This is a genomic window from Streptomyces sp. NPDC030820 (assembly GCF_055572075.1).
Map to the genome: position 1 here is coordinate 119,298 of NZ_JBVIEB010000002.1, position 25,975 is coordinate 145,272.

General features: G+C 69.3%; 27 protein-coding genes. 23 read left to right on the forward strand and 4 right to left on the reverse strand.

Features of this window, described 5'->3' with window-relative positions; translation table 11 throughout:
- From rplO to ACZ418_RS05285, 17 genes are all read left to right on the forward strand, one after another.
- Complete coding sequence (gene rplO, locus ACZ418_RS05205) at positions 1 to 456, forward strand: 50S ribosomal protein L15 (RefSeq protein ID WP_468357170.1); 456 nt, start codon at positions 1 to 3, stop codon at positions 454 to 456.
- Between the two features lie 243 nt (positions 457 to 699).
- A complete protein-coding gene (secY, locus tag ACZ418_RS05210) occupies positions 700 to 2,013 on the forward strand; it encodes a preprotein translocase subunit SecY (RefSeq protein WP_468357173.1) in 1,314 nt (437 codons plus the stop codon).
- On the forward strand, positions 2,013 to 2,675 hold the full coding sequence (locus ACZ418_RS05215) for an adenylate kinase (protein ID WP_468357176.1): 663 nt from the start codon (positions 2,013 to 2,015) through the stop codon (positions 2,673 to 2,675). Before secY ends, ACZ418_RS05215 begins: the two co-directional genes overlap by 1 nt.
- Before the next feature lie 99 nt (positions 2,676 to 2,774).
- Positions 2,775 to 3,611: a type I methionyl aminopeptidase gene (gene map / locus ACZ418_RS05220; protein WP_468357179.1), complete on the forward strand. Its 837-nt coding sequence runs from the start codon at positions 2,775 to 2,777 to the stop codon at positions 3,609 to 3,611.
- Positions 3,612 to 3,758: 147 nt separating this feature from the next.
- Positions 3,759 to 3,980, forward strand: coding sequence for a translation initiation factor IF-1 (infA, locus tag ACZ418_RS05225; protein WP_003948620.1), 222 nt, complete (start codon positions 3,759 to 3,761; stop codon positions 3,978 to 3,980).
- A gap of 59 nt (positions 3,981 to 4,039) precedes the next feature.
- Positions 4,040 to 4,153 carry a 50S ribosomal protein L36 gene (gene rpmJ / locus ACZ418_RS05230; protein ID WP_003998809.1) on the forward strand — a complete coding sequence of 38 codons (114 nt, stop codon included), beginning with the start codon at positions 4,040 to 4,042 and terminating at the stop codon, positions 4,151 to 4,153.
- A gap of 191 nt (positions 4,154 to 4,344) precedes the next feature.
- Entirely contained in the window at positions 4,345 to 4,725 is a 381-nt protein-coding gene (rpsM, locus tag ACZ418_RS05235) for a 30S ribosomal protein S13 (protein WP_009300593.1), read from the forward strand.
- 65 nt (positions 4,726 to 4,790) lie between these two features.
- The gene (gene rpsK / locus ACZ418_RS05240; protein ID WP_003956432.1) at positions 4,791 to 5,195 is read left to right on the forward strand and encodes a 30S ribosomal protein S11; all 405 of its coding nucleotides are present in this window, start codon (positions 4,791 to 4,793) and stop codon (positions 5,193 to 5,195) included.
- A gap of 151 nt (positions 5,196 to 5,346) precedes the next feature.
- Positions 5,347 to 6,369: a DNA-directed RNA polymerase subunit alpha gene (locus tag ACZ418_RS05245; RefSeq protein ID WP_003966937.1), complete on the forward strand. Its 1,023-nt coding sequence runs from the start codon at positions 5,347 to 5,349 to the stop codon at positions 6,367 to 6,369.
- Positions 6,370 to 6,486: 117 nt separating this feature from the next.
- A complete protein-coding gene (rplQ, locus tag ACZ418_RS05250) occupies positions 6,487 to 6,981 on the forward strand; it encodes a 50S ribosomal protein L17 (protein WP_468357182.1) in 495 nt (164 codons plus the stop codon).
- Between the two features lie 74 nt (positions 6,982 to 7,055).
- Complete coding sequence (gene truA, locus ACZ418_RS05255) at positions 7,056 to 7,907, forward strand: tRNA pseudouridine(38-40) synthase TruA (RefSeq protein ID WP_468357185.1); 852 nt, start codon at positions 7,056 to 7,058, stop codon at positions 7,905 to 7,907.
- 414 nt (positions 7,908 to 8,321) lie between these two features.
- Positions 8,322 to 9,737, forward strand: coding sequence for a glycosyltransferase family 2 protein (locus ACZ418_RS05260; protein WP_468358850.1), 1,416 nt, complete (start codon positions 8,322 to 8,324; stop codon positions 9,735 to 9,737).
- Entirely contained in the window at positions 9,737 to 10,759 is a 1,023-nt protein-coding gene (locus tag ACZ418_RS05265; RefSeq protein WP_468357188.1) for a glycoside hydrolase family 26 protein, read from the forward strand. Before ACZ418_RS05260 ends, ACZ418_RS05265 begins: the two co-directional genes overlap by 1 nt.
- The gene (locus tag ACZ418_RS05270) at positions 10,756 to 12,528 is read left to right on the forward strand and encodes a glycosyltransferase family 39 protein (protein WP_468357191.1); all 1,773 of its coding nucleotides are present in this window, start codon (positions 10,756 to 10,758) and stop codon (positions 12,526 to 12,528) included. Before ACZ418_RS05265 ends, ACZ418_RS05270 begins: the two co-directional genes overlap by 4 nt.
- Positions 12,529 to 12,567: 39 nt before the next feature.
- Entirely contained in the window at positions 12,568 to 13,872 is a 1,305-nt protein-coding gene (locus ACZ418_RS05275) for a UDP-glucose dehydrogenase family protein (RefSeq protein ID WP_468357194.1), read from the forward strand.
- Positions 13,873 to 14,628 carry a polyprenol monophosphomannose synthase gene (locus ACZ418_RS05280; protein ID WP_468357197.1) on the forward strand — a complete coding sequence of 252 codons (756 nt, stop codon included), beginning with the start codon at positions 13,873 to 13,875 and terminating at the stop codon, positions 14,626 to 14,628.
- A 7-nt stretch (positions 14,629 to 14,635) separates the two neighbouring features.
- The gene (locus ACZ418_RS05285) at positions 14,636 to 15,202 is read left to right on the forward strand and encodes a GtrA family protein (RefSeq protein ID WP_468357200.1); all 567 of its coding nucleotides are present in this window, start codon (positions 14,636 to 14,638) and stop codon (positions 15,200 to 15,202) included.
- Here the strand turns inward: ACZ418_RS05285 and ACZ418_RS05290 are convergent.
- Entirely contained in the window at positions 15,147 to 16,022 is an 876-nt protein-coding gene (locus ACZ418_RS05290) for a hypothetical protein (RefSeq protein WP_468357203.1), read from the reverse strand. The genes ACZ418_RS05285 and ACZ418_RS05290 overlap by 56 nt on opposite strands.
- A gap of 257 nt (positions 16,023 to 16,279) precedes the next feature.
- Here ACZ418_RS05290 and rplM point away from each other — a divergent pair, with 257 nt between their 5' ends.
- The 3 genes from rplM to glmM all read left to right on the forward strand — a co-directional run bounded on the left by rplM (position 16,280) and on the right by glmM (position 18,783).
- Positions 16,280 to 16,723 carry a 50S ribosomal protein L13 gene (rplM, locus tag ACZ418_RS05295; RefSeq protein WP_189978663.1) on the forward strand — a complete coding sequence of 148 codons (444 nt, stop codon included), beginning with the start codon at positions 16,280 to 16,282 and terminating at the stop codon, positions 16,721 to 16,723.
- A 42-nt stretch (positions 16,724 to 16,765) separates the two neighbouring features.
- A complete protein-coding gene (gene rpsI / locus ACZ418_RS05300; RefSeq protein WP_145879486.1) occupies positions 16,766 to 17,278 on the forward strand; it encodes a 30S ribosomal protein S9 in 513 nt (170 codons plus the stop codon).
- A gap of 146 nt (positions 17,279 to 17,424) precedes the next feature.
- The gene (glmM, locus tag ACZ418_RS05305) at positions 17,425 to 18,783 is read left to right on the forward strand and encodes a phosphoglucosamine mutase (RefSeq protein ID WP_468357206.1); all 1,359 of its coding nucleotides are present in this window, start codon (positions 17,425 to 17,427) and stop codon (positions 18,781 to 18,783) included.
- Positions 18,784 to 18,827: 44 nt separating this feature from the next.
- Here glmM and coaA read toward each other — a convergent pair whose 3' ends face one another.
- Together coaA and ACZ418_RS05315 are read right to left on the reverse strand one after the other, a co-directional pair.
- Positions 18,828 to 19,796 carry a type I pantothenate kinase gene (coaA, locus tag ACZ418_RS05310; RefSeq protein ID WP_468358853.1) on the reverse strand — a complete coding sequence of 323 codons (969 nt, stop codon included), beginning with the start codon at positions 19,794 to 19,796 and terminating at the stop codon, positions 18,828 to 18,830.
- Positions 19,797 to 19,885: 89 nt separating this feature from the next.
- Positions 19,886 to 21,169: a hypothetical protein gene (locus ACZ418_RS05315; protein ID WP_468357209.1), complete on the reverse strand. Its 1,284-nt coding sequence runs from the start codon at positions 21,167 to 21,169 to the stop codon at positions 19,886 to 19,888.
- Positions 21,170 to 21,300: 131 nt separating this feature from the next.
- Between ACZ418_RS05315 and glmS the strand changes: the two genes are divergently transcribed.
- Positions 21,301 to 23,148, forward strand: coding sequence for a glutamine--fructose-6-phosphate transaminase (isomerizing) (glmS, locus tag ACZ418_RS05320; RefSeq protein ID WP_468357212.1), 1,848 nt, complete (start codon positions 21,301 to 21,303; stop codon positions 23,146 to 23,148).
- A gap of 57 nt (positions 23,149 to 23,205) precedes the next feature.
- Here glmS and ACZ418_RS05325 read toward each other — a convergent pair whose 3' ends face one another.
- Positions 23,206 to 23,985: an SDR family NAD(P)-dependent oxidoreductase gene (locus ACZ418_RS05325; protein WP_468357214.1), complete on the reverse strand. Its 780-nt coding sequence runs from the start codon at positions 23,983 to 23,985 to the stop codon at positions 23,206 to 23,208.
- A gap of 92 nt (positions 23,986 to 24,077) precedes the next feature.
- On the opposite strand from ACZ418_RS05325, the gene ACZ418_RS05330 reads away from it, so the two are divergent.
- Together ACZ418_RS05330 and ACZ418_RS05335 are read left to right on the forward strand one after the other, a co-directional pair.
- Positions 24,078 to 24,449: a holo-ACP synthase gene (locus tag ACZ418_RS05330; RefSeq protein ID WP_365580314.1), complete on the forward strand. Its 372-nt coding sequence runs from the start codon at positions 24,078 to 24,080 to the stop codon at positions 24,447 to 24,449.
- 45 nt (positions 24,450 to 24,494) lie between these two features.
- Complete coding sequence (locus ACZ418_RS05335; RefSeq protein WP_468357217.1) at positions 24,495 to 25,928, forward strand: NAD(P)H-hydrate dehydratase; 1,434 nt, start codon at positions 24,495 to 24,497, stop codon at positions 25,926 to 25,928.
- The last annotated feature ends 47 nt before the right edge of the window (positions 25,929 to 25,975 follow it).

Consider the following 25,975-nt stretch of genomic DNA (forward strand, 5'->3'; position numbering starts at 1 on the left):
ATGGCGGAGCAGAACCCGCTGAAGATCCACAACCTCCGTCCCGCCCCGGGCGCCAAGACCGCCAAGACCCGTGTCGGTCGTGGTGAGGCGTCGAAGGGTAAGACGGCCGGTCGTGGTACCAAGGGCACCAAGGCCCGCTACCAGGTTCCGGAGCGCTTCGAGGGCGGCCAGATGCCGCTGCACATGCGCCTCCCGAAGCTGAAGGGCTTCAAGAACCCGTTCAAGACCGAGTACCAGGTCGTGAACCTCGACAAGCTGGCCGCCCTCTACCCCGAGGGTGGCGAGGTCACCGTCGAGGGTCTGGTGGCCAAGGGTGCCGTTCGCAAGAACAGCCTCGTCAAGGTCCTCGGCCAGGGCGAGGTCTCCGTGGCGCTGCAGGTGACGGTCGACGCCGTCTCCGACTCCGCCAAGGAGAAGATCACCGCCGCCGGCGGTACGGTCACCGAGCTGGTCTGAGTTCCTCAGGTCCCTCGATGACGTGAACGATCCCGACCGGGGATACTCCACAAAAGGGGTATCCCCGGTTGGTCGTTCCAAGGGGGGTGCTCTCGCCGGTAAGGTGGCCAGCACTGCCTACTTTTTCTGGCTGCTCCCATGGGGCACCCTGAGCGGCAGTTGACCGTTAGCTATTCGTCTGTATCCGTCGAACCTCAAGACCGTCACCCTTGACGCAGTTGCGCGGGGGTCGCAGGAGGCACCGTGCTCACCGCGTTCGCCCGGGCGTTCAGGACGCCCGACCTGCGCAAGAAGCTGCTCTTCACGCTGGCCATCATCGTGGTCTACCGGGTCGGTACCCACATCCCGATCCCCGGCGTCAACTACAAGGCCGTCCAGCAGTGTGTGACCGAGGCCGGGGCCAACCAGGGCCTCTTCGGCCTCGTGAACATGTTCAGCGGCGGTGCGCTGCTGCAGATCACGGTCTTCGCGCTCGGCATCATGCCCTACATCACGGCCAGCATCATCCTTCAGCTGCTGACCGTGGTCATCCCGCGTCTGGAAGCCCTCAAGAAGGAGGGCCAGGCCGGTACGGCGAAGATCACGCAGTACACCCGGTACCTGACCGTGGCGCTCGCCATCCTGCAGGGCACCGGCCTGGTCGCCACCGCCCGCACCGGCCGGCTCTTCAACGGCTGCTCGGTCGCCACGAGCATCGTCCCGGACCAGGCGATCTTCACGACCATCACGATGGTCGTCTGCATGACCGCCGGTACGGCCGTGGTGATGTGGCTCGGTGAGCTGATCACCGACCGCGGCATCGGCAACGGCATGTCGATCCTGATGTTCATCTCGATCGCCGCGACCTTCCCGTCCGCGCTGTGGGCCATCAAGAAGCAGGGCACCCTGGCCGGCGGCTGGATCGAGTTCGGCACCGTCATCCTGGTCGGCCTGGTCATGGTCGCGCTCGTCGTCTTCGTCGAGCAGGCCCAGCGCCGCATCCCGGTGCAGTACGCGAAGCGCATGATCGGCCGTCGTTCCTACGGTGGTACGTCCACGTACATCCCGCTCAAGGTGAACCAGGCGGGTGTGATTCCGGTCATCTTCGCCTCCTCGCTGCTCTACATCCCGGCGCTCGTGGCGCAGTTCGCGGGGGGCAACTCGGGCTGGAAGAACTGGATCCAGAACAACCTGACCAAGGGCGACCACCCGATTTACATCACTCTGTACTTCTTGCTCATCGTTTTCTTCGCGTTCTTCTACGTGGCGATCTCCTTCAACCCCGAGGAAGTCGCCGACAACATGAAGAAGTATGGTGGCTTCATCCCGGGCATCCGGGCTGGCCGACCGACCGCTGAGTACCTCAGCTACGTGCTCAACCGGATCACCTGGCCGGGTTCGCTGTATCTGGGTCTGATTGCTCTCGTGCCAACAATGGCGTTGGTCGGGTTCGGGGCGACGAACAACTTCCCGTTCGGTGGAACCAGCATCCTGATCATCGTGGGTGTCGGTCTCGAGACGGTGAAGCAGATCGAGAGCCAGCTCCAGCAGCGCAATTACGAAGGGTTCCTCCGCTGATGCGTATCGTCCTCGTCGGGCCGCCGGGTGCCGGTAAGGGAACGCAAGCCGTCCGCCTCGCCGAAAAGCTGGCCATTCCGCACATCTCCACGGGCGACCTGTTCCGGGCCAACATCAGCCAGCAGACCGAGCTGGGCAAGCTCGCGAAGTCCTACATGGACGCCGGCAACCTCGTCCCCGACGAGGTCACCATCGCGATGGCCAAGGACCGCATGGAGCAGCCGGACGCCGAGGAGGGCTTCCTGCTGGACGGCTTCCCGCGCAATGTGTCGCAGGCCGAGGCGCTGGACCAGCTGCTGGAGACCGAGGGCATCAAGCTGGACGCCGTCCTGGACCTGGAGGTCCCGGAGGACGAGGTCGTCAAGCGGATCGCCGGCCGTCGTATCTGCCGCAACGAGTCCTCGCACGTCTTCCACGTGACGTACAGCCCGCCGAAGAAGGAGGGCGTGTGCGACGTCTGCGGCGGTGAGCTGTACCAGCGCGACGACGACTCCGAGGACACCGTCCGCAAGCGGCTGGAGGTCTACCACACGCAGACCGAGCCGATCATCGACTACTACAAGGCGCAGGGCCTGGTCGTGACGATCTCCGCGCTGGGTCCCGTGGACGAGATCACGCAGCGGGCCCTGGAGGCCCTCAAGCGCGAGAAGGCCGAGAGCTGAGATCCCGGCTCCTACGGCCGCGGCGCCCTCCCGGGTGCCGCGGCCGTACTGTTGTACAGATATCCCAGTCGATGTGAGTGACGGAGAGCGCAGGCCCCCATGGTGCAGATCAAGACGCCCGAGCAGATCGCGAAGATGCGTGCGGCGGGCCTGGTCGTCGCCGCCATCCACGCGGCCACCCGCGAGGCCGCGGTGCCCGGCGCCACCACCAAGGACCTGGACGAGGTCGCCCGCAAGGTCCTCGCCGAGCACGGCGCCAAGTCGAACTTCCTGGGGTACGGCGGTTTCCCCGCCACCATCTGCACGTCCGTGAACGACGTCGTCGTCCACGGCATCCCCTCCGACGAGGTCGTCCTCAAGGACGGCGACATCATCTCCATCGACTGCGGCGCGATCGTCGACGGCTGGCACGGTGACGCGGCCTACACGGCGTTCGTGGGCTCCGGTCACGCTCCGGAGCTGATCGAGCTCTCCCGGGTGACGGAGGAGTCGATGTGGGCCGGCATCGCGGCCATGAAGCAGGGCAACCGGCTGGTCGACGTCTCCCGGGCGATCGAGACGTACATCCGCCGGCAGCCGAAGCCGGGCGGCGGCAAGTACGGGATCATCGAGGACTACGGCGGCCACGGCATCGGCACCGAGATGCACATGGACCCGCATCTGCTGAACTACGTCGACCGGCGCCGCGGCAAGGGCCCCAAGCTGGTCCCGGGTTTCTGCCTGGCGATCGAGCCGATGGTCTCCCTCGGCACCCCGCGCACGGAGGTCCTGTCGGACGACTGGACGGTCATCACGACGGACGGCACCTGGTCCTCGCACTGGGAACACTCGGTCGCCCTGACCACGGAGGGCCCCCTGGTCCTCACCGCCCCGGACGGCGGCAAGGCCAAGCTGGCGGAGTACGGCATCACCGCTGCCCCCGATCCGCTCGGTTAGTGATCTCCCGCCTGGGGCAGACTGTCTCGATTCGCCTTTCCCGGTGCGCCGACGTAGACTGACTCGTCGGCTCTCGTGCACCCTCATGCCTGCAAGCGTGAGACTGCGACGTGAGTCGAACAAGGTAGTCGATTCGAAGGGCGAAGCGTGGCCAAGAAGCAAGGTGCCATCGAGATCGAGGGCACTGTCGTCGAGTCTCTTCCGAACGCGATGTTCAAGGTCGAGCTCCAGAACGGCCACCAGGTCCTGGCACACATCAGCGGCAAGATGCGTATGCACTACATCCGCATCCTCCCTGACGACCGGGTCGTGGTGGAGCTGTCTCCGTACGACCTGACGCGTGGCCGGATCGTCTACCGCTACAAGTAGATCTTGCCCGCATCCCGCTCCCGCGGGGTGGTGGCACTGACCCGGAGAACCTCAATCCAATGAAGGTCAAGCCGAGCGTCAAGAAGATCTGCGACAAGTGCAGGGTGATCCGCCGTCACGGTCGGGTCATGGTCATCTGCGAGAACCCGCGCCACAAGCAGCGCCAGGGCTGACGCACGACCGTAACCCTCTGCACCTCTATCGCAGAGATTCGCGCGACGCGAGCTGAATATGTTCATACGCAGAACCCGAGCCCACCAGCTCGACACCCCCGGTTCGGAGGCCGGGGACCCAGTTCGTACCTGATACGGCGACTGGGAGCCGGTTCTGCGGAAGACCTCCGAAGATCACCAGGAGCCATTGAATGGCACGCGTTTCCGGTGTTGACATCCCGCGCGAAAAGCGCGTGGAGGTCGCCCTCACCTACGTGTTCGGCATCGGCCGGACCCTCTCGAAGGAGACGCTGGCTGCGACCGGCGTCGACCCGAACACCCGCGTTCGCGACCTCTCCGAGGAGCAGCTCGTCGCGATTCGTGAGTACGTCGACAACAACATCAAGACCGAGGGTGACCTCCGTCGCGAGATCCAGGCCGACATCCGCCGCAAGGTGGAGATCGGCTGCTACCAGGGTCTGCGTCACCGTCGCGGTCTGCCCGTCCGCGGTCAGCGCACCAGCACCAACGCCCGCACTCGCAAGGGCCCGCGTCGCGCCATCGCCGGCAAGAAGAAGCCGGGCAAGAAGTAGTCCGCAGCGGACACCTGTCCACGGTCTTCGCTGTAGGACCGACCACCTCCCGTAGGAGTTAGTAGATGCCCCCCAAGGGACGTCAGGGCGCTGCCAAGAAGGTGCGCCGCAAGGAAAAGAAGAACGTCGCTCACGGCCACGCGCACATCAAGAGCACGTTCAACAACACGATCGTCTCGATCACGGACCCGTCCGGCAACGTGATCTCCTGGGCCTCCGCCGGCCACGTCGGCTTCAAGGGCTCCCGGAAGTCCACGCCGTTCGCCGCGCAGATGGCCGCCGAGTCGGCCGCCCGCCGCGCCCAGGAGCACGGCATGCGCAAGGTCGACGTGTTCGTCAAGGGCCCGGGCTCCGGTCGTGAGACCGCGATCCGCTCCCTGCAGGCCACGGGCCTCGAGGTCGGCTCCATCCAGGACGTCACCCCGACCCCGCACAACGGCTGCCGTCCGCCGAAGCGCCGCCGCGTCTGACGCACGGCCTTCGTCTGGCTCAGGATTCGGGCGGTACGGCACCGTAAGGGTCGTACCGCCCGTACCCTTGCAGTACCCGCACTTTTCACGGGTGCGGTTTCCGTCGGACGTCAAATAGCGGGCGTCCACGAATGAAGGATCTGATCCACACATGCTGATCGCTCAGCGTCCCTCGTTGACCGAAGAGGTCGTCGACGAGTTCCGCTCCCGGTTCGTGATCGAGCCGCTGGAGCCGGGCTTCGGCTACACCCTCGGCAACTCCCTCCGCCGTACCCTCCTGTCGTCGATCCCCGGCGCTGCTGTCACCAGCATCCGCATCGACGGCGTCCTGCACGAGTTCACCACCGTGCCGGGCGTCAAGGAGGACGTCACCGACCTGATCCTCAACATCAAGCAGCTGGTCGTCTCCTCGGAGCACGACGAGCCGGTCGTGATGTACCTGCGCAAGCAGGGCCCGGGTCTGGTCACCGCCGCCGACATCGCGCCCCCGGCCGGTGTCGAGGTGCACAACCCCGACCTCGTCCTCGCCACGCTCAACGGCAAGGGCAAGCTGGAGATGGAGCTGACGGTCGAGCGCGGCCGCGGCTATGTCTCCGCCGTGCAGAACAAGCAGGTGGGCCAGGAGATCGGCCGTATCCCGGTCGACTCGATCTACTCGCCGGTGCTCAAGGTCACGTACAAGGTCGAGGCCACGCGTGTCGAGCAGCGCACCGACTTCGACAAGCTGATCGTCGACGTCGAGACCAAGCAGGCGATGCGTCCGCGTGACGCCATGGCGTCGGCCGGTAAGACCCTGGTCGAGCTGTTCGGTCTCGCCCGCGAGCTGAACATCGACGCCGAGGGCATCGACATGGGCCCGTCCCCCACGGACGCCGCCCTGGCCGCCGACCTCGCGCTGCCGATCGAGGAGCTGGAGCTCACGGTCCGCTCCTACAACTGCCTCAAGCGTGAGGGCATCCACTCGGTGGGTGAGCTGGTCGCGCGCTCCGAGGCCGACCTCCTCGACATCCGCAACTTCGGTGCGAAGTCGATCGACGAGGTCAAGGCGAAGCTGGCCGGCATGGGCCTGGCCCTGAAGGACAGCCCGCCCGGATTCGACCCCACGGCCGCTGCCGACGCCTTCGGCGCCGACGACGACGCGGACGCGGGTTTCGTGGAGACCGAGCAGTACTGATCTCCACAGCCTCCGGGGTTCGCGTCAGCGGACCCCGGATCTCTGACAGACAACCGTCTGCTCAGATACTGACCCCGGTACCTGACACGGCCGGGGCAGACACACAGGAGAAGAACAATGCCGAAGCCCACCAAGGGTGCCCGTCTGGGCGGCAGCGCCGCGCACGAGAAGCTGCTCCTCGCGAACCTGGCGAAGAGCCTCTTCGAGCACGGCCGTATCACCACCACCGAGGCGAAGGCCCGCCGCCTGCGCCCGTACGCGGAGCGTCTGATCACCAAGGCGAAGAAGGGCGACCTTCACAACCGCCGTCAGGTGCTCCAGGTCATCACGGACAAGAGCGTCGTCCACACGCTCTTCACCGAGATCGGCCCGCGCTACGAGAACCGTCCCGGTGGCTACACCCGCATCACCAAGATCGGTAACCGCCGTGGCGACAACGCGCCCATGGCCGTCATCGAGCTGGTCGAGGCGCTGACGGTGCAGCAGAAGGCCGTGGGCGAGGCCGAGGCCGCCACCAAGCGTGCGGTCAAGGAGGCCGAGGAGGCCAAGGTCGAGGAGACCAAGGCCGAGGACGCCGCCGAGGCTCCCGCCGAAGAGTCGACGGAGGCCTGAGGCTCTGCCTTGAGCTGAGCGGGTCCGCCCTTCACCGGGCGGGCCCGCTTTTGCGTACCTGAGAGGATCCAAGGGTGAGTGAAGTACAGCCCGGTCATGTCCGTATCCGCCTCGACCTCTCCTACGACGGCACCGACTTCCACGGCTGGGCCAAGCAGGCCGGCGGCAGACGGACCGTGCAGGGGGAGATCGAGGACGCGCTGCGGACCGTCACCCGCTCCCGGGAGACGTTCGAGCTGACCGTCGCCGGACGCACCGACGCCGGGGTGCATGCGCGTGGGCAGGTGGCGCACGTCGATCTGCCCGAGGGCGTCTGGCGGGAGCATCACGAGAAGCTGCTCAAGCGGCTCGCCGGACGGCTGCCGAAGGACGTGCGGGTATGGGCGCTCAGGGAGGCGCCCAGTGGTTTCGACGCCCGGTTCGCGGCGATCTGGCGGCGCTATGCGTACCGGGTGACGGACAACCCCGGGGGAGTGGACCCCCTGCTGCGGGGCCATGTCCTCTGGCACGACTGGCCGCTCGACGTGGACGCCATGAACGAGGCCGCGCGGGCGCTGCTCGGCGAGCACGACTTCGCCGCGTACTGCAAGAAGCGGGAAGGGGCCACGACCATTCGGACCCTTCAGGAGCTGAGTCTGGTGCGCGGCTCCGACGGGATCATCACCGCCACCGTCCGGGCCGACGCTTTCTGCCACAACATGGTGCGCTCGCTGATCGGCGCGCTGCTGTTCGTCGGGGACGGGCACCGCGGGCCGGAGTGGCCCGGGAAGGTGCTGGCGGCCGGGGTGCGGGACTCCGCCGTGCATGTCGTACGGCCGCACGGGCTGACCCTGGAGGAGGTCGGTTACCCCGCCGACGAGCTGCTGGCCGCGCGCAGCAAGGAGGCGCGGAACAAGCGCTCGCTCCCGTCGGCGGGGTGCTGCTGAGCGACCGCGCGGCCGGACGGAACCGGTAATTTACCTGTGTGTTACAGGTAGATATCACGCTTTCCGGGCGTAGCGTACGCAAGTCCCTCACTGATCACTTACAAGATTCACACCTTTCATATATTCTCGCGTCGTTCGGTCGCTGATTCGAAAGGGGCGGCCGGGCACGGGTGGGGGTCGACGGGCCGTTCTCGGTCCAGGGGTGGATTTTTCATGACATCAGTTGGTGCTGCGCGCACCGGGGGGCGCAGGGCTGTCGCGCGTCAGGGCGGCGGGCGGCGGAGAGCCGGTCGGAACGACAGCGCCTCGCTGGGATTGCTGCCGGTGCCGCCGACGGACAGGGAGAAGTACTCCTATGCCCGCCGGCATCTGTGGATCCTGACGATCAGTTCGCTGGTCAGCTTCTGCTGCCTGGTGGTCAGCCAGTTCAAGCTGGCGCAGTCGACACCGGTGCTGTGGATCTACACGCCGCTGCTGGTGTTCACGGTGATCTACTACCTGGTGTCGTTGCGGGTGAACGGCTTCACCCGTGACTTCGACATCGCCCACCACCGGCGGCTGGTGCAGAACTGGCGGCCCGAGGTCTACCCCTCGGTCGACGTGTTCCTGCCGGTGTGCGGGGAGCCCATCGAGGTGCTGCACAACACCTGGCGGCACGTGCGGGCGATGGCCGACCGGTACCCCGGGGAATGCGTGCCGTTCGTGCTGGACGACGGCGCGAGTCCCGAACTGGCGGCAATGGCCCGGGACTTCGGGTTCCGCTACGGCACGAGGGAGAACCGCGGCTGGTTCAAGAAGGCCGGCAATCTCCACTTCGGCTTCGAGCGGTCCGACGGCGAGTTCATCCTCATCCTGGACGCGGACTTCACCCCGCGGGCGGATCTGCTGGAGGAGCTGCTGCCGTACATGGCCGCCGACCCGCGCATCGGCATCGTCCAGTCCCCGCAGTACTTCCGCGTGCTCGACTCGCAGAACTGGATCGAGCGCGGGGCGGGCGCGGTACAGGAGCTGTTCTACCGCTCCGTCCAGGTGTCCCGGCAGGGCAGCGACGGCGCGATCTGCGTGGGCTCCTGCGCGATCTACCGACGGGCGGCCCTGGAGACCAACGGCGGTACGACGCTGATCGAGCACTCCGAGGACGTGCACACCGGTTTTGACCTGCGGGGGCTCGGCTGGGACCTGCGGTATGTGCCGGTCGCGGTGTCCACCGGCGTGTGCCCGGACAGCGCGGGCGCCTTCTTCAATCAGCAGTACCGCTGGTGCTCGGGCTCGATGAGCCTGCTCGGCAGCAGCAAGTTCTGGAAGGCGAGAATCAGGCTCTCCAGCCGCCTGTGCTACATGTCCGGGTTCTTCTACTACATCCACACCGCGCTGTTCACCTTCGCGGCGCCGGTCGTCCCGATCGTGCTGCTGCTGTTGATGCCGGAGAAGCTCAAGGTCGAGCATCTGCTCCTGGTGCTGCCCAGCGTCCTCTACACCACGATCATCTTCCCCATGTGGCACCGGGCGCCCTACCGCCTGGAGGCCTGGGCGGCGCGCATGATGTACGGCTGGGCGCATGTTTTCGCCATCTGGGACATCCTGCGCAGGAACCGCATGGGCTGGCAGCCGACCGGTTCCTCCGGTGCCAAGAAGAACAAGACGCGGCGCTTCTGGATCGGCATGTGGGTGTGGAGCGGCGGCACGGCGCTGGTCTGGGTCACCGCGGCGGTGTACCGCACGTTCACCATGAACGCCCCGGACTTCGCCCTGATCCTGTCATCCGGGTTGTTCTACGCGCTGGTGGTGGGCCGGGTGCTGGTCCAACCGCGCGCGGAGGCGGCCGCCTGATGCGACTGAAGGAACGATTCTGCACCGTGCGTGCGGCCCTGACCGGCTGTCTGGTCGGCGTCCTCGCCCTCAGCGGCTGCTCGCTGCTCGGCGACGACTCCGGCGACGCGTCACCGTCCGACGGCACGGCGTCCTCGCAGCACTCCACGGACGGCAAGGACGTCCCCTACGACGCCACACCGCTGCTGAAGCCGGCGAAGAAGTACTTCGGGGCGGCCGTGCCGGACGCCCCCACCTCCATGAAGAACGTCGATGCGTACACGAGGGCGACCGGCAAGCAGCCGAACCTGATCGAGTACTACGCCGGCTGGGGCGACGGCTTCGACGCCACCGGCGTACGCAACGCCTGGGCCGAGGGCGCGCTGACGCTGATGTCCTGGGAGCCCTTCGACACCACGGTCGGCGACATCGCGTCCGGCAAGTCGGACGCTTACCTCACGGAGTACGCGACCGCGGTGCGCAGGCTGAACCTGCCCGTGGTGATCGACTTCGCAGACGAGTTCAACGGTCAATGGGAGAAGTGGGGCACGGACCATGTGACCCCCGCCCAGTACGTGGCCGCCTGGCGGCACATCCACGACACGTTCGTCGACGCCGGCGCCACCAATGTCATCTGGGCCTGGTCGCCCAACATCGTCAACCCGGTCCGGAACGTGAAACTGAAGCCCTACTACCCCGGTGACGCCTACGTCGACTGGGTCGGACTGATCGGGTACTTCACCCTCGGCCAGGACAACGCCTTCGACAGTGTCTTCGGGCCCACCCGCGACCAGATCCGCACCTTCACCAAGAAGCCCATGCTCCTGCTGGAGACCGCCGCCATGCCCGGCGAGCGGCGCCGCGCCGACGTCCGCAACCTGTTCGCGGGCGTCGAGGCGGACGACGACATGATCGGCTTCATCTGGTTCGACTACAAGAAGCGCGCCGACTGGCGGCTGGAGGCGAGCCCGCTGGCGCTGAAGGAGTTCAGGCGCCTGGCTGCCGACGACCGTTTCGGCTTCGACGTACGGAAGCCGTCATGACCTCTCGACCCGATCACTACACGCCCCAGCCGTACGACCCGTACGCCGAGGAAGAGGCGCAGGGCGGCTGGTTCAACTCCGACGGGTACATCCCGCGGCAGCCGCAGGGCTACGACATCCCCGAGACGTACGACTACGACTCCCGGACCTACCCGTACCAGCAGCCGGCGGATCAGCAGACGGTCGCCCTGCGCACGGTGCCGGTACCGGAGACGGCGGCGGAGCCGGAGTACCACGTTCCGCAGACGCCGGACGCGGGCTGGGACGACACTCCGAGCCGCCGCCGGGCCTGGGTGAGCCGCGCTCTGCTCGCCGTCCTGCTCCTGATCCAGGCGCTGCTGTCGCTGCGGCTGTCCAACACCGCCTTCCAGGACGAGGCGCTGTACCTGGCGGCCGGGCACAACATCATCGATCACTGGGCGCACGGCACCCCGCTGCACAGCGGCTACGACTCCTACTTCTCCGGCTCACCGATGCTGTACCCGGTGCTGGCGGCCTTCGTGGACGGCCACCTCGGCCTGTCCGGGGCCCGGGCGCTCAGCCTGCTGTGCCTGCTGGCGGCCACCGTGCTGCTGTACTCCTTCACCCGGCACCTGTTCAACGAGCGGGTCGCGCTGGTTGCGGCCGCGCTGTTCGCGGTGACCCAGCCGACGATCGTGCTCGGCTGGTTCGCGACCTACGACGCCCCGGCGATCTTCCTGCTCGCGCTGTCCGCGTGGATCATCGTCCGCACCGGCCGTGCCCCCGTGGTCGCGGTGCTGCTCGCCGCACCGGTCATGGTGCTGGCGGTCGCGGTGAAGTACGCCTCCGCCCTGTATGTGCCCACACTGGTCGTCCTCGCGGCGCTCACCGCCTGGCATCACCGCGGCTGGCGCTGCCTGCCGCGTGCGCTCCTGCTGGGTGTCGGCACCGTCGGCCTCGCCGGGCTCGGCCTCGTCTACACCGACGTGCTCGCCGGCGTGCGGCAGACCACCACCAACCGCGCCCACGGCACCGAGATGGCCACCGCGCTGCTGGAGAAGTCCCTGGAATGGGGCGGCCTGATGTTCGTCACCGCCGTCGCGGGCGCCGTCGCGTACGCGGTGCGCGGCCGGATGAACGAGTCACCGCGCTCCTACGGACTGGACGGCCCGGGCCGGCGCTGGCGCACACTGCTCGGCCTCACACTGACCGGCAGCGCGCTGCTGGCACCGGCGTACCAGATCTATCTGCACACCTCCGTCTCGCTCTACAAGCACCTCGACTTCGGTCTGCTGTTCGCCGCGCCCATGGCGGGCATCGGCGTGATCCGCCTGGTCGGCAAGCACTTCCGGTATCCGCAGCTCGGCGTCATGCTCTGGGTCACCGCGCTGTGCCTCGGCGTGGCGCAGTCCGAGTGGCGCTACGGGCTGTGGCCCGACTCCACGGCCATGGTCAAGGCGATCGAGCCGCACATGAGTCCCAGGGGCCACTATCTCGGCGAGACCTACGAGGTGCCCGTCTACTACCTCCGGGACAAGACGAACCACTCCCAGTGGACCTCCACCTACGGCATCGGCTACCCGGACAAGAAGGGCGTCGTCCACCACGGCAACGAGGGGTACCGCCTCGCTCTGCGGGACGGCTACTTCGACCTCGTCCTCCTGGACGGTGTCGGCACCCCGGCACAGGACGCCTACATCGAGCGGCAGGTCACCGAGAGCGGCCACTACCGGCTGGTCGGCAAGATCCCCTTCCGGCTCAGCTCCGGCGGCACCGGCGCGTACCGGATCTGGGTCAGAACCTCCTGACTCCGCCCCCTTCCACCCTGTACACGAAAGGCCGTCCCCATGCGGCTCACCGTCATCGGCACCGGCTACCTGGGTGCCACCCACGCCGCCTGCATGGCGGAGCTCGGGCACGAGGTGCTCGGGGTCGACGTCGACCCGGACAAGATCGCCGCGCTGCGGTCCGGGCGCGTACCGTTCCACGAGCCGGGGCTGCCCGAGTTGATCGCGCGGCACACGGCGAGCGGGCGGCTGCGCTTCACCACCTCGTACGAGGAGGCCGGTGCCTTCGGTGAGGTGCACTTCGTGTGCGTCGGCACCCCGCAGCGGGCGGGCTCCGATGCCGCCGACCTGACGTACGTCGACGCGGCCTTCGCGGCGATCGCCGCGCACGCGGCCGAGGACGCGCTGCTGGTCGGCAAGTCGACCGTGCCCGTGGGGACGGCGCAGCGGCTGGCGGACACGCACGGCACCGAGGTCGCCTGGAACCCGGAGTTCCTCCGGGAGGGCTTCGCCGTCGAGGACACGCTGCGGCCCGACCGGCTGGTCTTCGGGGTGGCCTCCGCCCGGGCCGAAGCGGTCCTGCGCGAGGTGTACGCACCCGTCCTGGCCGTCGGGACGCCGCTCGTCACCGCTGACTTCCCGACCGCCGAGCTGGTCAAGACGGCCGCCAACGCCTTCCTCGCCACCAAGATCTCCTTCATCAACGCGATGGCCGAGGTGTGCGAGGCCGCGGGCGGTGACGTCGGGGTCCTTGCCGAGGCCCTGGGACACGACGACCGGATCGGCCGGAAGTTCCTGCGGGCCGGGGTCGGCTTCGGCGGGGGCTGCCTGCCCAAGGACATCCGCGCCTTCGCTCACCGCGCCGACGAGCTGGGGGTCCGGCTCGCGTTCCTCCGCGAGGTCGACGCGATCAACATGCGGCGCCGCGACCGGGTGGTCGAGCTGGCCCGCGAGCTGTGCGGGGGAGACGTTCTCGGCGCACGGGTCGCCGTACTGGGTGCGGCGTTCAAGCCGGACTCGGACGACATCCGCGACTCGCCCGCGCTGAACGTGGCCGCGCGCCTGCACCTCGACGGCGCCGATGTCACGGTCCATGACCCGGAGGCGATGGACAACGCCCGCAAGTCCTTCCCCCTCCTCGGATACGCGTTGTCGGCCGAGGAGGCGTTGCTCGGGGCCGATCTCGTGCTGCATCTGACCGAGTGGCCACAGTTCCGGGAGATCGACCCGGTGCAGGCCCGGTCGCTGGTTTCCCGTCCGCGGATCGTGGACGGGCGGGGGGCGCTCGACGCGGAGAGGTGGACCGCGGCCGGCTGGCGGTTCCTGGCACTGGGCAGGCCGGTGCCGGCAGGGGAGGGAGACTGAATGGACGAGTCGTACCGGGCCGCACGGGTCACCGTGGTCATGCCCACGTACAACGAGGCGGCCAATCTGCCGCGTATGGCCGAGGCGGTCCTCGGGCTGCCGCTCGACGGCCTGCACCTGAAGATCGTCGACGACTCCAGCCCGGACGGCACCGGGCGGATCGCCGAGGAGCTGGCCGAGAAGTACGACTGGGACGGCCGGCGGCGGATGAGCGTGCTGCACCGCACCGAGAAGGACGGGCTGGGACGTGCCTACGTGGCGGGCATGAGCGCCGCGCTGGAGGAGGGCGCCCAGTACGTCGTCCAGATGGACGCCGACGGCAGCCACCCGGTGGAGGCGGTGCCGCGGATGCTCGGTACGGCCGTCGCCTCCGGCGTCGGCCTGGTGATCGGCAGCCGGTACGTCGAGGGCGGTGCGCTCGACGAGGAGTGGGGCAGGCACCGGGTGCTGCTGTCCCGCTTCGCCAACCGCTACGCCCGCGCCGTGCTCGGCACCAAGATCCGGGACATCACCGCCGGCTTCAACCTGTGGTCCGCGCCGACCCTCCGGGATGTCGACCTGGCCACCCTGGACAGCGCCGGCTACAGCTTCCAGGTGGAGCTGAAGTACAAGGCCGTCCGTGCAGGTCACAGCGCCGTCGAGATCCCGATCCGGTTCGAGGAGCGCACGGAGGGCGTGTCCAAGATGAACCTCGCGACGCAGATCGAGTCGGCGCTGGTGCCGCTGCGACTGCGGCTGCGCAACCGACGGAGCTGACGTCACCATGGGCGGACGGCACGCGGTTCCCTCGCGGCTGGGGAAGCTGTACCGCGAGATCGCGAAGTTCGGCCTGGTGGGGCTCTCGGGATTCGTGCTCAACCTCGCGGTCTTCAACATCATCCGGAGCGTTGCCCACTGGCAGCCGGTCAGGGCGAGTGTCGTGGCGACGGCTGTCGCCATCATGGGCAACTACCTCGGCCTCCGGTACTTCGCGTACCGGGACCGCGGCCAGGACGACCGGACCGGCCGGAGGAAGGAGCTGGGCCTCTTCCTCTTCTTCAGCGGGATCGGCCTGGTCATCGAGAACTCGGTCCTCTACCTGACCACCTACGGATTCGGCTGGGACGGCACGCTCGCCAACAACGTCTGCAAGTTCTTCGGCATCGGCATCGCGACCCTGTTCCGCTTCTGGTCCTACCGGACGTGGGTCTTCAGGACGGCGCGCCGCCGGCCGGAACGCACGGCAGTGGTCTCGCGCGGCCGAGCCCCCGCCTCAGCGGCGGGGGAGTCCTGGCTCACTGGTTCGCTGCCGCCGACGCCTGGGCCTGGCCGCGGCGGTAGATCTGGTTGAAGACGAACTGCTGCAGGTCGGTGCCGGCGCGGAAGACCGCCGTGTCCTTGTTGGTGACGTTCTTGCCGTTGAGGAAGCCGCCGGTCGTGAAGTAGGCGTAGCGGCCCACGGAGTTCGTGGTCGTCAGGCAGATCGCGGCGTCGCAGAAGTTCTTGACGCCCTTGCCGGGCAGGGAGCGCACCACGGCCTTCTTGGCGGCCTGCTTCCTGACCTTCGTGGCCTGCGCCTGGTCGTCGAAGACGGCGACGCCGACGGTGATCGCGACGCCGCCGTTGGTGTAGGTCGCACGGATCAGGCGGGTGCAGCCGCCCGCGGTGAGGATCTTCGGCAGATTGCCGCCGGCGGCGGAGGCGCAGTTCGTGGTGTCGGCCGTGGCGCCCTTCTTGTACACGGTCTCGCCCATGGTCAGCTGGGTGCCCGGGAAGAGGGTGTCGGCGCTGAGCGGGGCGGTGTCCTTCTTGGCGCTGGCTATGAAGTCTCTCGGGTCCAGCGGCGGCGGGGCGCTGGTGGACGCGAAGGACGGCGTGGCCGAGCCGCTGGGCACGGAGGCGCTGGCGGGCAGGCCGGTGGGACCGCCGGAGGCGTCGGTGCCGCTGTTCGCGGAGACGACGGCCATGGCCACGGCGGTGCCGACGGCTATCGTGGCGACGGCGCCGGCGCCTATGAACAGCAGCTTGCGGCGCTTGTTGCGGGTCTCCGAGGCCTCGGCGAGCGCCGCCCAGTCCGGGGTCCCGTCGTCACCGCCGCTGCTCCAGGACTGCTGGGAATGCGGTTTCCAGGGATCCCATTGAGACTGGGGTCCCCCCTGCCCGTAACTCATGGGGCGCATCTTAGACGGGGGGCGAGGGTGAGCACGCCGATCGCTCGTTTTGACCCTCACCGATGACCCCGGTATTCTGCTTGTTCGTTGTGTATTGGCTTGCTCATTCTCACGGGACGGGCCCTTACACCGGTCCACCGGGCCGATGACCAGCGACCCCACGTACGCGGTTTGCGTCGCCGCCGTGCGGTCAAGGCTGTCGTGATCGTTTCGGTGACCTGTTCAGGACCATTCACTCGAAGCGAAGGCTACGAACCGTGCGTACGTACAGCCCCAAGCCCGGCGATGTGACGCGCCAGTGGCACGTCATCGACGCTCAGGACGTTGTCCTGGGCCGTCTCGCCACCACCGCAGCGACCCTTCTGAGGGGCAAGCACAAGCCGATCTACGCGCCGCACGTCGACGCTGGTGACTTCGTCATCATCATCAACGCCGACAAGGTGCACCTGTCCGGCAACAAGCGGACCCAGAAGATGGCGTACCGCCACTCCGGCTACCCGGGTGGTCTGCGCTCCGTCCGTTACGACGAGCTGCTCGCGAAGAACCCCGAGAAGGCCATCGAGAAGGCCGTCAAGGGCATGCTTCCCAAGAACACCCTGGGCCGTCAGATGCTCACGAAGCTGAAGGTCTACTCGGGCGACCAGCACCCGCACGCTGCCCAGCAGCCGGTGCCGTTCGAGATCACCCAGGTCGCGCAGTAAGTCCGGCCACCCCCTAAGACTGAAGAGAATCTGAGGAGAATCGTGGCCGAGACCACTGCCGAGCAGCCGATCGAAGAGATCGACATCGAGAGCTACACCACCGAGTCCGAGGTCCCCGTCGAGGGCGAGTACACCTCGGAGTCCCTGGCCTCCCGCTTCGGCGAGCCCCAGCCGGCCGCCGGCCTGGGCCGCCGCAAGAACGCCATTGCCCGCGTCCGGATCGTCCCGGGCACCGGCAAGTGGAAGATCAACGGTCGCACCCTCGAGGACTACTTCCCGAACAAGGTGCACCAGCAGGAAGTCAACGAGCCCTTCAAGGTGCTCGAGCTCGAGGGCCGTTACGACGTCATCGCCCGCATCGCGGGTGGCGGTGTCTCCGGTCAGGCCGGTGCCCTGCGCCTCGGTGTCGCCCGTGCCCTGAACGAGGCCGACGTCGACAACAACCGCGGCCCGCTGAAGAAGGCCGGCTTCCTGCGCCGCGACGACCGCGCGGTCGAGCGGAAGAAGGCCGGTCTGAAGAAGGCCCGCAAGGCTCCGCAGTACAGCAAGCGCTAAGCGTCGCCTGCTCGTACTCCGAACGCCCCGGCGGCACGCCACATGTGCCGTCGGGGCGTTCGTTTATCCCAGGCAAGGGCGTATAACGACACGAGACGCTCAGCCGCTCAACGGCTTGTGTGATCGCAGTTTCCTCAGGAGGACAAGTGGGACGACTCTTCGGCACGGACGGCGTACGCGGTGTCGCCAACGCGGACCTGACGGCCGAGATGGCGCTCGGCCTGTCCGTTGCGGCGGCCCACGTGCTGGCCGAGGCGGGCACCTTCGAAGGCCACAAGCCGACGGCGGTGGTCGGTCGGGACCCGCGGGCGTCCGGGGAGTTCCTGGAGGCGGCCGTGGTCGCGGGCCTGGCCAGCGCCGGCGTGGACGTGCTGCGTGTCGGTGTGCTGCCGACGCCCGCGGTGGCGTATCTGACCGGTGCGCTCGGCGCCGACCTGGGCGTGATGCTCTCCGCCAGTCACAACGCCATGCCGGACAACGGCATCAAGTTCTTCGCCCGCGGCGGCCACAAACTCGCCGACGAGCTGGAGGACCGGATCGAGGCGGTGTACGACTCCCACCGGCACGGAGAGCCGTGGGAGCGGCCGACGGGTGCGGGCGTGGGCCGGGTGCGGTCGTACGACGAGGGCTTCGAGCAGTACGTCGGCCACCTGCTGTCCGTCCTCCCGAACCGGTTCGACGGACTGAAGATCGTCCTGGACGAAGCGCACGGCGCGGCCTCGGGGGTCTCGCCGGAGGCGTTCGCACGGGCCGGTGCCCAGGTCATCACGATCGGCGCCGAGCCGGACGGTCTGAACATCAACGACGGCTGCGGCTCGACCCACTTGGACCAGCTCAAGGCCGCGGTGGTCGAGCACGGCGCCGACCTCGGCATCGCGCACGACGGCGACGCCGACCGGTGCCTGGCCGTGGACCACACCGGCGAGGAGGTCGACGGCGACCAGATCCTCTCCGTGCTGGCGCTCGCCATGCGGGAGCGCTCCGCGCTGCGGGCCGACACGGTCGTCGCCACCGTGATGTCCAACCTGGGCTTCAAGCTGGCGATGGAGAAGGCCGGGATCCGCCTGGTGCAGACGGCCGTCGGCGACCGGTACGTCCTGGAGGAGATGAAGGAGCACGGGTACGCCCTCGGCGGCGAGCAGTCCGGGCACGTCATCATCCTCGACCACGCGACCACCGGAGACGGCACGCTGACCGGGCTGCTGCTGGCGGCGCGGGTCGCCGAGACCGGCCGCACGCTGCGGGAGCTGGCGTCCGTGATGGAGCGGCTGCCGCAGGTGCTGATCAATGTGCCGGACGTGGACAAGTCGCGGGTGAAGACATCGGCGGAGCTCGCTGCGGCGGTGACCGAGGCCGAGCGCGAACTCGGTGAGACGGGACGGGTGTTGCTGCGGCCTTCCGGGACCGAGCCGCTGGTGCGGGTGATGGTCGAGGCCGCGGACATCGATCAGGCCCGGTCCGTCGCCGGGCGGTTGGCCGACGCCGTGAAATCTGCGCTGGGCTGACCCGGGGCCGCACGGAGTGGCAATGTCCTGCGGCCGCCGTCCGACTACAGCTTGCGCAGTCTCAGTCGCTGCACCTTGTGGTCCGGGCCCTTGCGGACCACAAGGGTGGCCCGGCCGCGGGTGGGGGCGATGTTCTCCACCAGGTTGGGCTTGTTGATCGTCCGCCACAGGGTGCGGGCGTAGTCGAGGGCCTCCTCCTCGGAGACCTGGGTGTACTTGCGGAAGTACGAGTCGGGGTTCTGGAACGCCGTCTGGCGCAGTTTCTTGAAGCGGTTGAGGTACCAGCGCTCGATGTCCTCGGCGCTCGCGTCGACGTACACGCTGAAGTCGAAGTAGTCGGCGAGGCCGACCCGGGTGCGGCCGTCCTTGCCGGGCAGGGCGGGCTGCAGGACGTTCAGGCCCTCGACGATCAGGATGTCGGGGCGGCGGACCGTGAGCCTCTGGTCCGGGACGATGTCGTAGATGAGGTGGGAGTAGACGGGCGCGGTGACCTCGTCCTTGCCCGCCTTGATGTCGGCGACGAAACGGGTCAGGGCGCGGCGGTCGTAGGACTCGGGGAAACCCTTCCGCGACATCAGGCCGCGGGCCTCCAGTTCCCGGGTGGGCAGCAGGAAGCCGTCCGTGGTGACCAGCTCCACGCGCGGATGCTCGGGCCAGCGGGAGAGCAGGGCCTGCAGCAGGCGGGAGACGGTGGACTTGCCGCAGGCCACCGAGCCGGCGACACCTATGACGAACGGGGTGCCGGACTGGGAGCCCTGCTCGCCGAGGAAGGTGTTCAGGGCCCCTCTGAGTCCGTCCGTGGCGCCGACGTAGAGGTTGAGCAGCCGGGAGAGTGGGAGGTAGATGTCCCGCACCTCGTCCAGGTCGATCACATCGCCCAGACCGCGCAGCTTCTCCACCTCCTCGGCGGTGAGCGGCAGCGGCGTCTTGTCGCGCAGCGCGCTCCACTCGGCGCGGGTGAGGTCGACGTAGGGAGTCGCCTCCGGCCTGTGCCGGTGGGCGCTCCGGGGCATCGAGGAGACCGGTGAGATCACAGTCCATTGTTAACGGAGTTTGAACGAGGCGGCGGGTGGGGTGTGTCACGCCCCCCCGGCCCCTGCGGTCACTCCGGTTGCAGCAGTCGCTCCAGCCGGTCCGTGACGTACTCGGGGTGGTAGCCGAGGCGGGCGCAGAGGTCCTGGTGACGGGCGTACTGGGCGGGTGTCACCGGTACGTCGTGCGCGCCGAGCATCTGGTGGAGGAAGCGGAGGCCCAGGTCGGGGTCGACCGACGTCACCGTCTCCCGGACCAGGTCCGCGATCGCGCCGCGCGTGCTGCGGTCGAGCAGGGAGCGGATCTCGCCGACCTCGTGCAGCACCTGGTCCATGACGTCGTTCCGCGGCGGTGACACGGTCGGGGTGTAGCCGGGGGCGACCTCTGCCAGGCGCTCGGCGCACACTCCGGCGATCTTCCGCAGCCACGTCCGCCCGTCGGCGTCGAAGGTCTCGGTGGCGTACCGGCGTGCCGAGGCCGTGCGCCACAGGGCGGTGACCGCCGCGTCGTGCAGCGCCGAATCCAGCAGGCGCCGGGTGTCCTGGAGGAGGACGGCGGCCTGCGCGCCGGGGGCGATGCCGGCGTCCGCGCGGACCAGCCGGGCGATGTGTTCCCGGGGCGTGCCCGTCCCGGACCAGCGCCAGTCGTCGTACTCCCCATGGAACGTCGAGGCGAGGAACGGCAGCCCGAAGCGGGGCGCGAAGTCCCGTTCGCCTGCGTCGAGCGGCGGCCAGCGCACGGTGAGGCCCTCGAACACGGCGGCGCCGGGGTAAGCCAGCCGGTCGCCGAGATCCACCAGCCGGTCGTACTGTTCCTTCTCCACCGGTACGGCGTACGCCTTGAGGACGCGCAGCAGCAGCCGGAGGCCGAGGTCGGCGTCGACGTCGTCGACGATCCGGCGGAGCGTACGGGCGATGTCCGGTGGCACGGGAGCGGAGGCGGCCGACGGCAGCTCGGCGCGTACGGCCGCGCGCACTTCCTCCTCCGTGATCACCGGGCGACTCTCGTCCAGGACCTCCAGCGTCACCGGGGACCGGACCGGCGTGCGGGCCGGGCACGCCTCGGCCAGCAGGCGCAGCCAGGCGCGCGGGGCGATGCCGTGGCCGGAAGGATCGAAGTGCCCTGCTGTGAGCGCGGCCCAGAGGGCGCCGAGCGCGTCGTCCGGGTGCGGGGAGTCCAGCAGGAGGCGTACGTCGGTGCCGAGCCGGTAGTCCTCGTCCTCCGCGGCGGCCTGCGCCGCGTGCGCCAGCACGGACTGCGGGTCGGCGCCGGAACGCACGGTCCCCGTAAGTCCGCTGAGTCCGAAGTCCTCCTCGAAGTCGTAGTAGTACACCTCGCGGTACGGCTCGCTCACCGAGGTCCCCCCTGTCGGTCATCGCCGACGGCCATTTGATCACGGTGCGGCCTTCGTACGACGGTGGGAATTTCCGATTTCGGGCAGCAGGAGGCCAGTTCGGGCCGTTCCCGGGTCGTAGGCTGCCGCTCATGTGCGGAATCGTTGGATACGTAGGGTCACAGTCGGCGCTCGATGTCGTCATGACGGGGCTGAAGCGGCTGGAGTACCGGGGTTACGACTCGGCGGGTGTCGCCGTGCTGGCCGACGGCGGGCTGGCCGCGGCGAAGAAGGCCGGGAAACTGGTCAATCTGGAGAAGGAACTGGTCGAACGGCCGCTGCCGACGGGCGTGACGGCCATCGGGCACACCCGCTGGGCCACCCACGGCGGGCCGACCGACGCCAATGCCCATCCGCATCTCGACAACGCGGGGCGCGTCGCCGTCGTCCACAACGGCATCATCGAGAACTTCGCGGTCCTGCGGGCCGAACTCGCCGAGCGCGGCCACGAACTGACGTCCGAGACGGACACCGAGGTCGTCGCCCACCTGCTCGCCGAGGAGTTCTCCGCCTGCGCGGACCTCGCGGAGGCCATGCGGCTGGTGTGCCGGCGGCTGGAGGGCGCGTTCACCCTGGTCGCGGTGCACGCCGACGAGCCGGACGTGGTCGTCGGTGCGCGGCGGAACTCGCCGCTGGTGGTGGGCGTTGGAGAGGGTGAGGCGTTTCTGGCCTCGGACGTCGCCGCGTTCATCGCCCACACGCGGTCGGCGATCGAGCTGGGCCAGGACCAGGTGGTGGAGCTGCGCCGCGACGGCGTGGCGGTGACGGGCTTCGACGGCCGCCCGGCCGAGGTCCGCAGCTATCACGTGGACTGGGACGCGTCGGCCGCGGAAAAGGGGGGTTATGACTACTTCATGCTCAAGGAGATCGCCGAGCAGCCCAAGGCGGTCGCCGACACGCTGCTGGGCCGTATCGACCCGTCGGGTTCACTGACGCTGGACGAGGTCCGTATCTCGCCCTCCGAGCTGCGGGAGATCGACAAGGTCGTCATCGTCGCGTGCGGTACGGCCTTCCACGCCGGCCTGATCGCCAAGTACGCGATCGAGCACTGGACGCGCATCCCCTGCGAGGTGGAGCTGGCCAGCGAGTTCCGGTACCGGGACCCGATCCTGGACGGCCGCTCCCTGGTCATCGCCATCTCGCAGTCCGGCGAGACCATGGACACCCTGATGGCGCTGCGGCACGCCCGCGAGCAGGGCTCCAAGGTGCTGGCGATCTGCAACACCAACGGCTCGACGATCCCGCGCGAGTCGGACGCGGTGCTGTACACGCACGCCGGGCCGGAGGTCGCCGTCGCCTCCACGAAGGCGTTCCTGACCCAGCTGGTGGCCTGCTACCTGGTGGCGCTCTACCTGGGCCAGGTGCGCGGCACCAAGTGGGGCGACGAGATCCAGGCGGTGATCAAGGACCTGTCCCGGATCTCGGTGGAGGTCGAGCGGGTCCTGGAGACGATGGAGCCGGTGCGCGAGCTGGCCCGCAGCCTGGCGTCGAAGAACACGGTGCTGTTCCTGGGCCGGCACGTGGGCTACCCGGTCGCGCTGGAGGGCGCGCTCAAGCTCAAGGAACTCGCCTACATGCACGCCGAGGGCTTCGCGGCGGGCGAGCTGAAGCACGGTCCGATCGCGCTGATCGAGGAGGACGTGCCGGTCGTGGTCGTCGTCCCCTCGCCGCGCGGCCGCTCGGTCCTGCACGACAAGATCGTCTCCAACATCCAGGAGATCCGGGCGCGTGGGGCGCGCACGATCGTGATCGCGGAGGAGGGCGACGAGGCGGTGGTCCCGTACGCCGACCACCTGATCCGCATCCCGGCCACCCCCACCCTGCTCCAGCCGCTGGTGGCCACCGTCCCCCTCCAGGTCTTCGCCTGCGAACTGGCCACCGCCCGCGGCAACGAGGTGGACCAGCCGCGCAACCTGGCCAAGTCGGTCACGGTGGAGTAGCACCGCCCGCAGGTCAGGAGAGTTCGCGCAGTTCCCCGCGCCCCTGCGGGGCGCTGCTCAATGGACCGACAGGCCGCCGTCGATGAAGATCGACTGGCCTGTGACGTACGCGGAGGCGCGGCTTGCCAGGAAGACGGCCGCGCCCTCGAAGTCCTCGGCGAGGCCGTTGCGGCCGGTCATCGTGCGGGCGGCCAGGGCGGCCACCTGCTGCGGGTCGGACGACAGCCGCCGGTTGAGGGCAGTCATCACGAACCCCGGCACCAGGGTGTTGACGGTGACGCCGTACGGCGACCAGGCCTCGGCCTGCGAGCGGGCCAGCGACTCCAGCGCGCCCTTGGAGACGCCGTACGCCCCGCTCTGCACGAAGGCGCGGTGGGCCTGCTGGGAGGTGATGTGGATGATCCGGCCGAAGCCGCGCTGCGCCATGCCGGGCCCGAACCGCTGCCCCAGCAGGAAAGGCGCCTCCAGGTTCACGGCCATGGTGGTGTCCCACACGTCCTCGCCCAGCTCGCCCATCGGCGGGCGCAGGTTGATCCCGGCGGAGTTGACGAGGATGTCGGGCTCACCGAACACGCCGGCCGCCTCCTCGGCCGCCGCCCGCACACCGTCACGGGTGCTCAGGTCCGCCGCGATCCAGCCGGCCCGGCAACCGTCGGCCTTCAACTCACCGACGGTTTCCTCCAGTTGCTCCTCGGTGCGGGCCACGACCACCACGCTCGCGCCGGCCCGGGCCAGCGCCCCGGCGATGGCCCGGCCGATGCCGGAACTGCCTCCGGTCACCACGGCGACACGGCCGTCCAGCGAGAAGAGTCGGGAGAGATGGGCCTGGGTCGTCATGGACGGAGCGTAGACGGCACGCGCCCGGCGCGGCAGTTGGATTTCGGCAGGTGGGCGGGAGCTGCCGGGTCCGCGATCGTAGGCTGCCCGGCATGAGCATCATCGGAGTGGGGATCGACGTCGCCGAGATCGACCGGTTTCGCGCGTCGTTGGAGCGGACGCCCGGGCTGGCCGATCGGCTGTTCGTGGAGCGGGAGCTGCTGCTGCCCAGCGGGGAGCGGCGCGGGATCGCCTCGCTCGCTGTCCGGTTCGCCGCGAAGGAGGCCCTGGCGAAGGCGCTGGGGGCGCCGCCCGGGCTGCACTGGACCGATGCCGAGGTGTATGTCGAGGACAGCGGACAGCCCCGGCTGCGGGTGACGGGCAGCGTGGCCGCGCGAGCCGCGGAGCTGGGCGTGCGGTCCTGGCATGTGTCGCTCAGCCATGACGCGGGCGTCGCCTCGGCCGTGGTGGTCGCCGAGGGCTGAGCGCCCGGGTGTGGGCGAGGGCCGTTCCGGGGCAGACTCGGTGCCATGCGGAGTGCGTACAGCGTGGAGACGGTAAGGGCGGCCGAACGGGCGCTGATGGCGCGGCTGCCGGAGGGTGCGCTGATGCAGCGGGCCGCCGCGGGGCTGGCCGCCGCCTGCGCCGAGTTGCTCGGACGGGTGTACGGCAGCCGGGTGGTGCTGCTCGTCGGCAGCGGCGACAACGGCGGGGACGCGTTGTACGCGGGGGCGCGGCTGGCCCGGCGCGGCGCCGGGGTCACGGCCGTGCTCCTGACGCCCGAGCGGGCGCACACGGGCGGGTTGGCCGCCCTGCGGCGGGCGGGAGGCACGGTCGCCGCGGCCGGTTCCGCCGAGGGACTGATCGAGCGGGCCGACCTCGTCGTGGACGGGATCGTCGGGATCGGCGGCAAGGGCGGGCTGCGGCCCGAGGCCGAGGTCCTGGCCGGGGTCGCCGCGCGGTCCCGGGCCGCGGTGGTGGCCGTGGACCTGCCGAGCGGGATCGAGGCGGACACCGGGGAGGTGCGGGGGGCCGCGATCCGGGCCGATCTGACGGTGACCTTCGGGACGTACAAGCCGGGGCTGCTGATCGATCCGGGGCGGGAGTACGCCGGGGTGGTGCGGCTGGTCGACATCGGCCTGGAACTGCCCGCCCAGCCCGAGCTGCGGGCCCTCCAACACGCCGATGTGGCACGGCTGTTGCCGGTGCCGGCCGCGGAGAGCGACAAGTACCGGCGCGGGGTCGTCGGGATCGCCGCCGGGTCCGCGCGCTATCCGGGCGCCGCCGTGCTCGCCGTCTCCGGCGCGCTGCGGGGCGGGGCGGGGGCCGTACGGTACGTCGGGCCGGCCGGGGACGCGGTCATCTCCCGCTTCCCGGAGACGCTGGTGTCCGACCAGGGGCCGGCGAAGGCGGGGCGCGTGCAGGCCTGGGTGGTCGGGCCGGGGGCCGGGGAGGACGCGGCGACCGTGGTCGAGGTGCTCGGGGCGGACGTGCCGGTGCTGATCGACGCGGACGGGCTGCGGCTGGCCGAGCGGGCCGCGGTGCGCGGGCGTACGGCGCCGACCCTGATGACACCCCATGCCGGAGAGGCGGCCGCGCTCCTGGGCGTGCGCCGGGAGGAGGTCGAAGGGGCTCGCCTGGCCGCGGTGCGGGAGCTTGCGGCGTTGTACCGGGCGACGGTGCTGCTGAAGGGGTCCACGACCTTGGTCGCCGAGACCGGGGGAGGGGCGGTGCGGGTGAACGCCACGGGGACGTCGTGGCTGGCTACGGCCGGGAGCGGGGACGTGCTGTCGGGGCTCGCCGGGTCGCTGCTGGCGGCGGGGCTCTCGGCTCTGGACGCCGGGAGCACGGCGGCGTATCTCCACGGCCTGGCCGGAAGGTTCGCGGCGGACGGGGCACCGGTGGGCGCACACGACGTGTCCGACCGGATCCCGGAGGCATGGCGGGACGTGCACGTGCTGTAGCCGCAGGCTGCGCGGCAGTGCCCCGAAGAGGGGCGGGGAACTGCGCG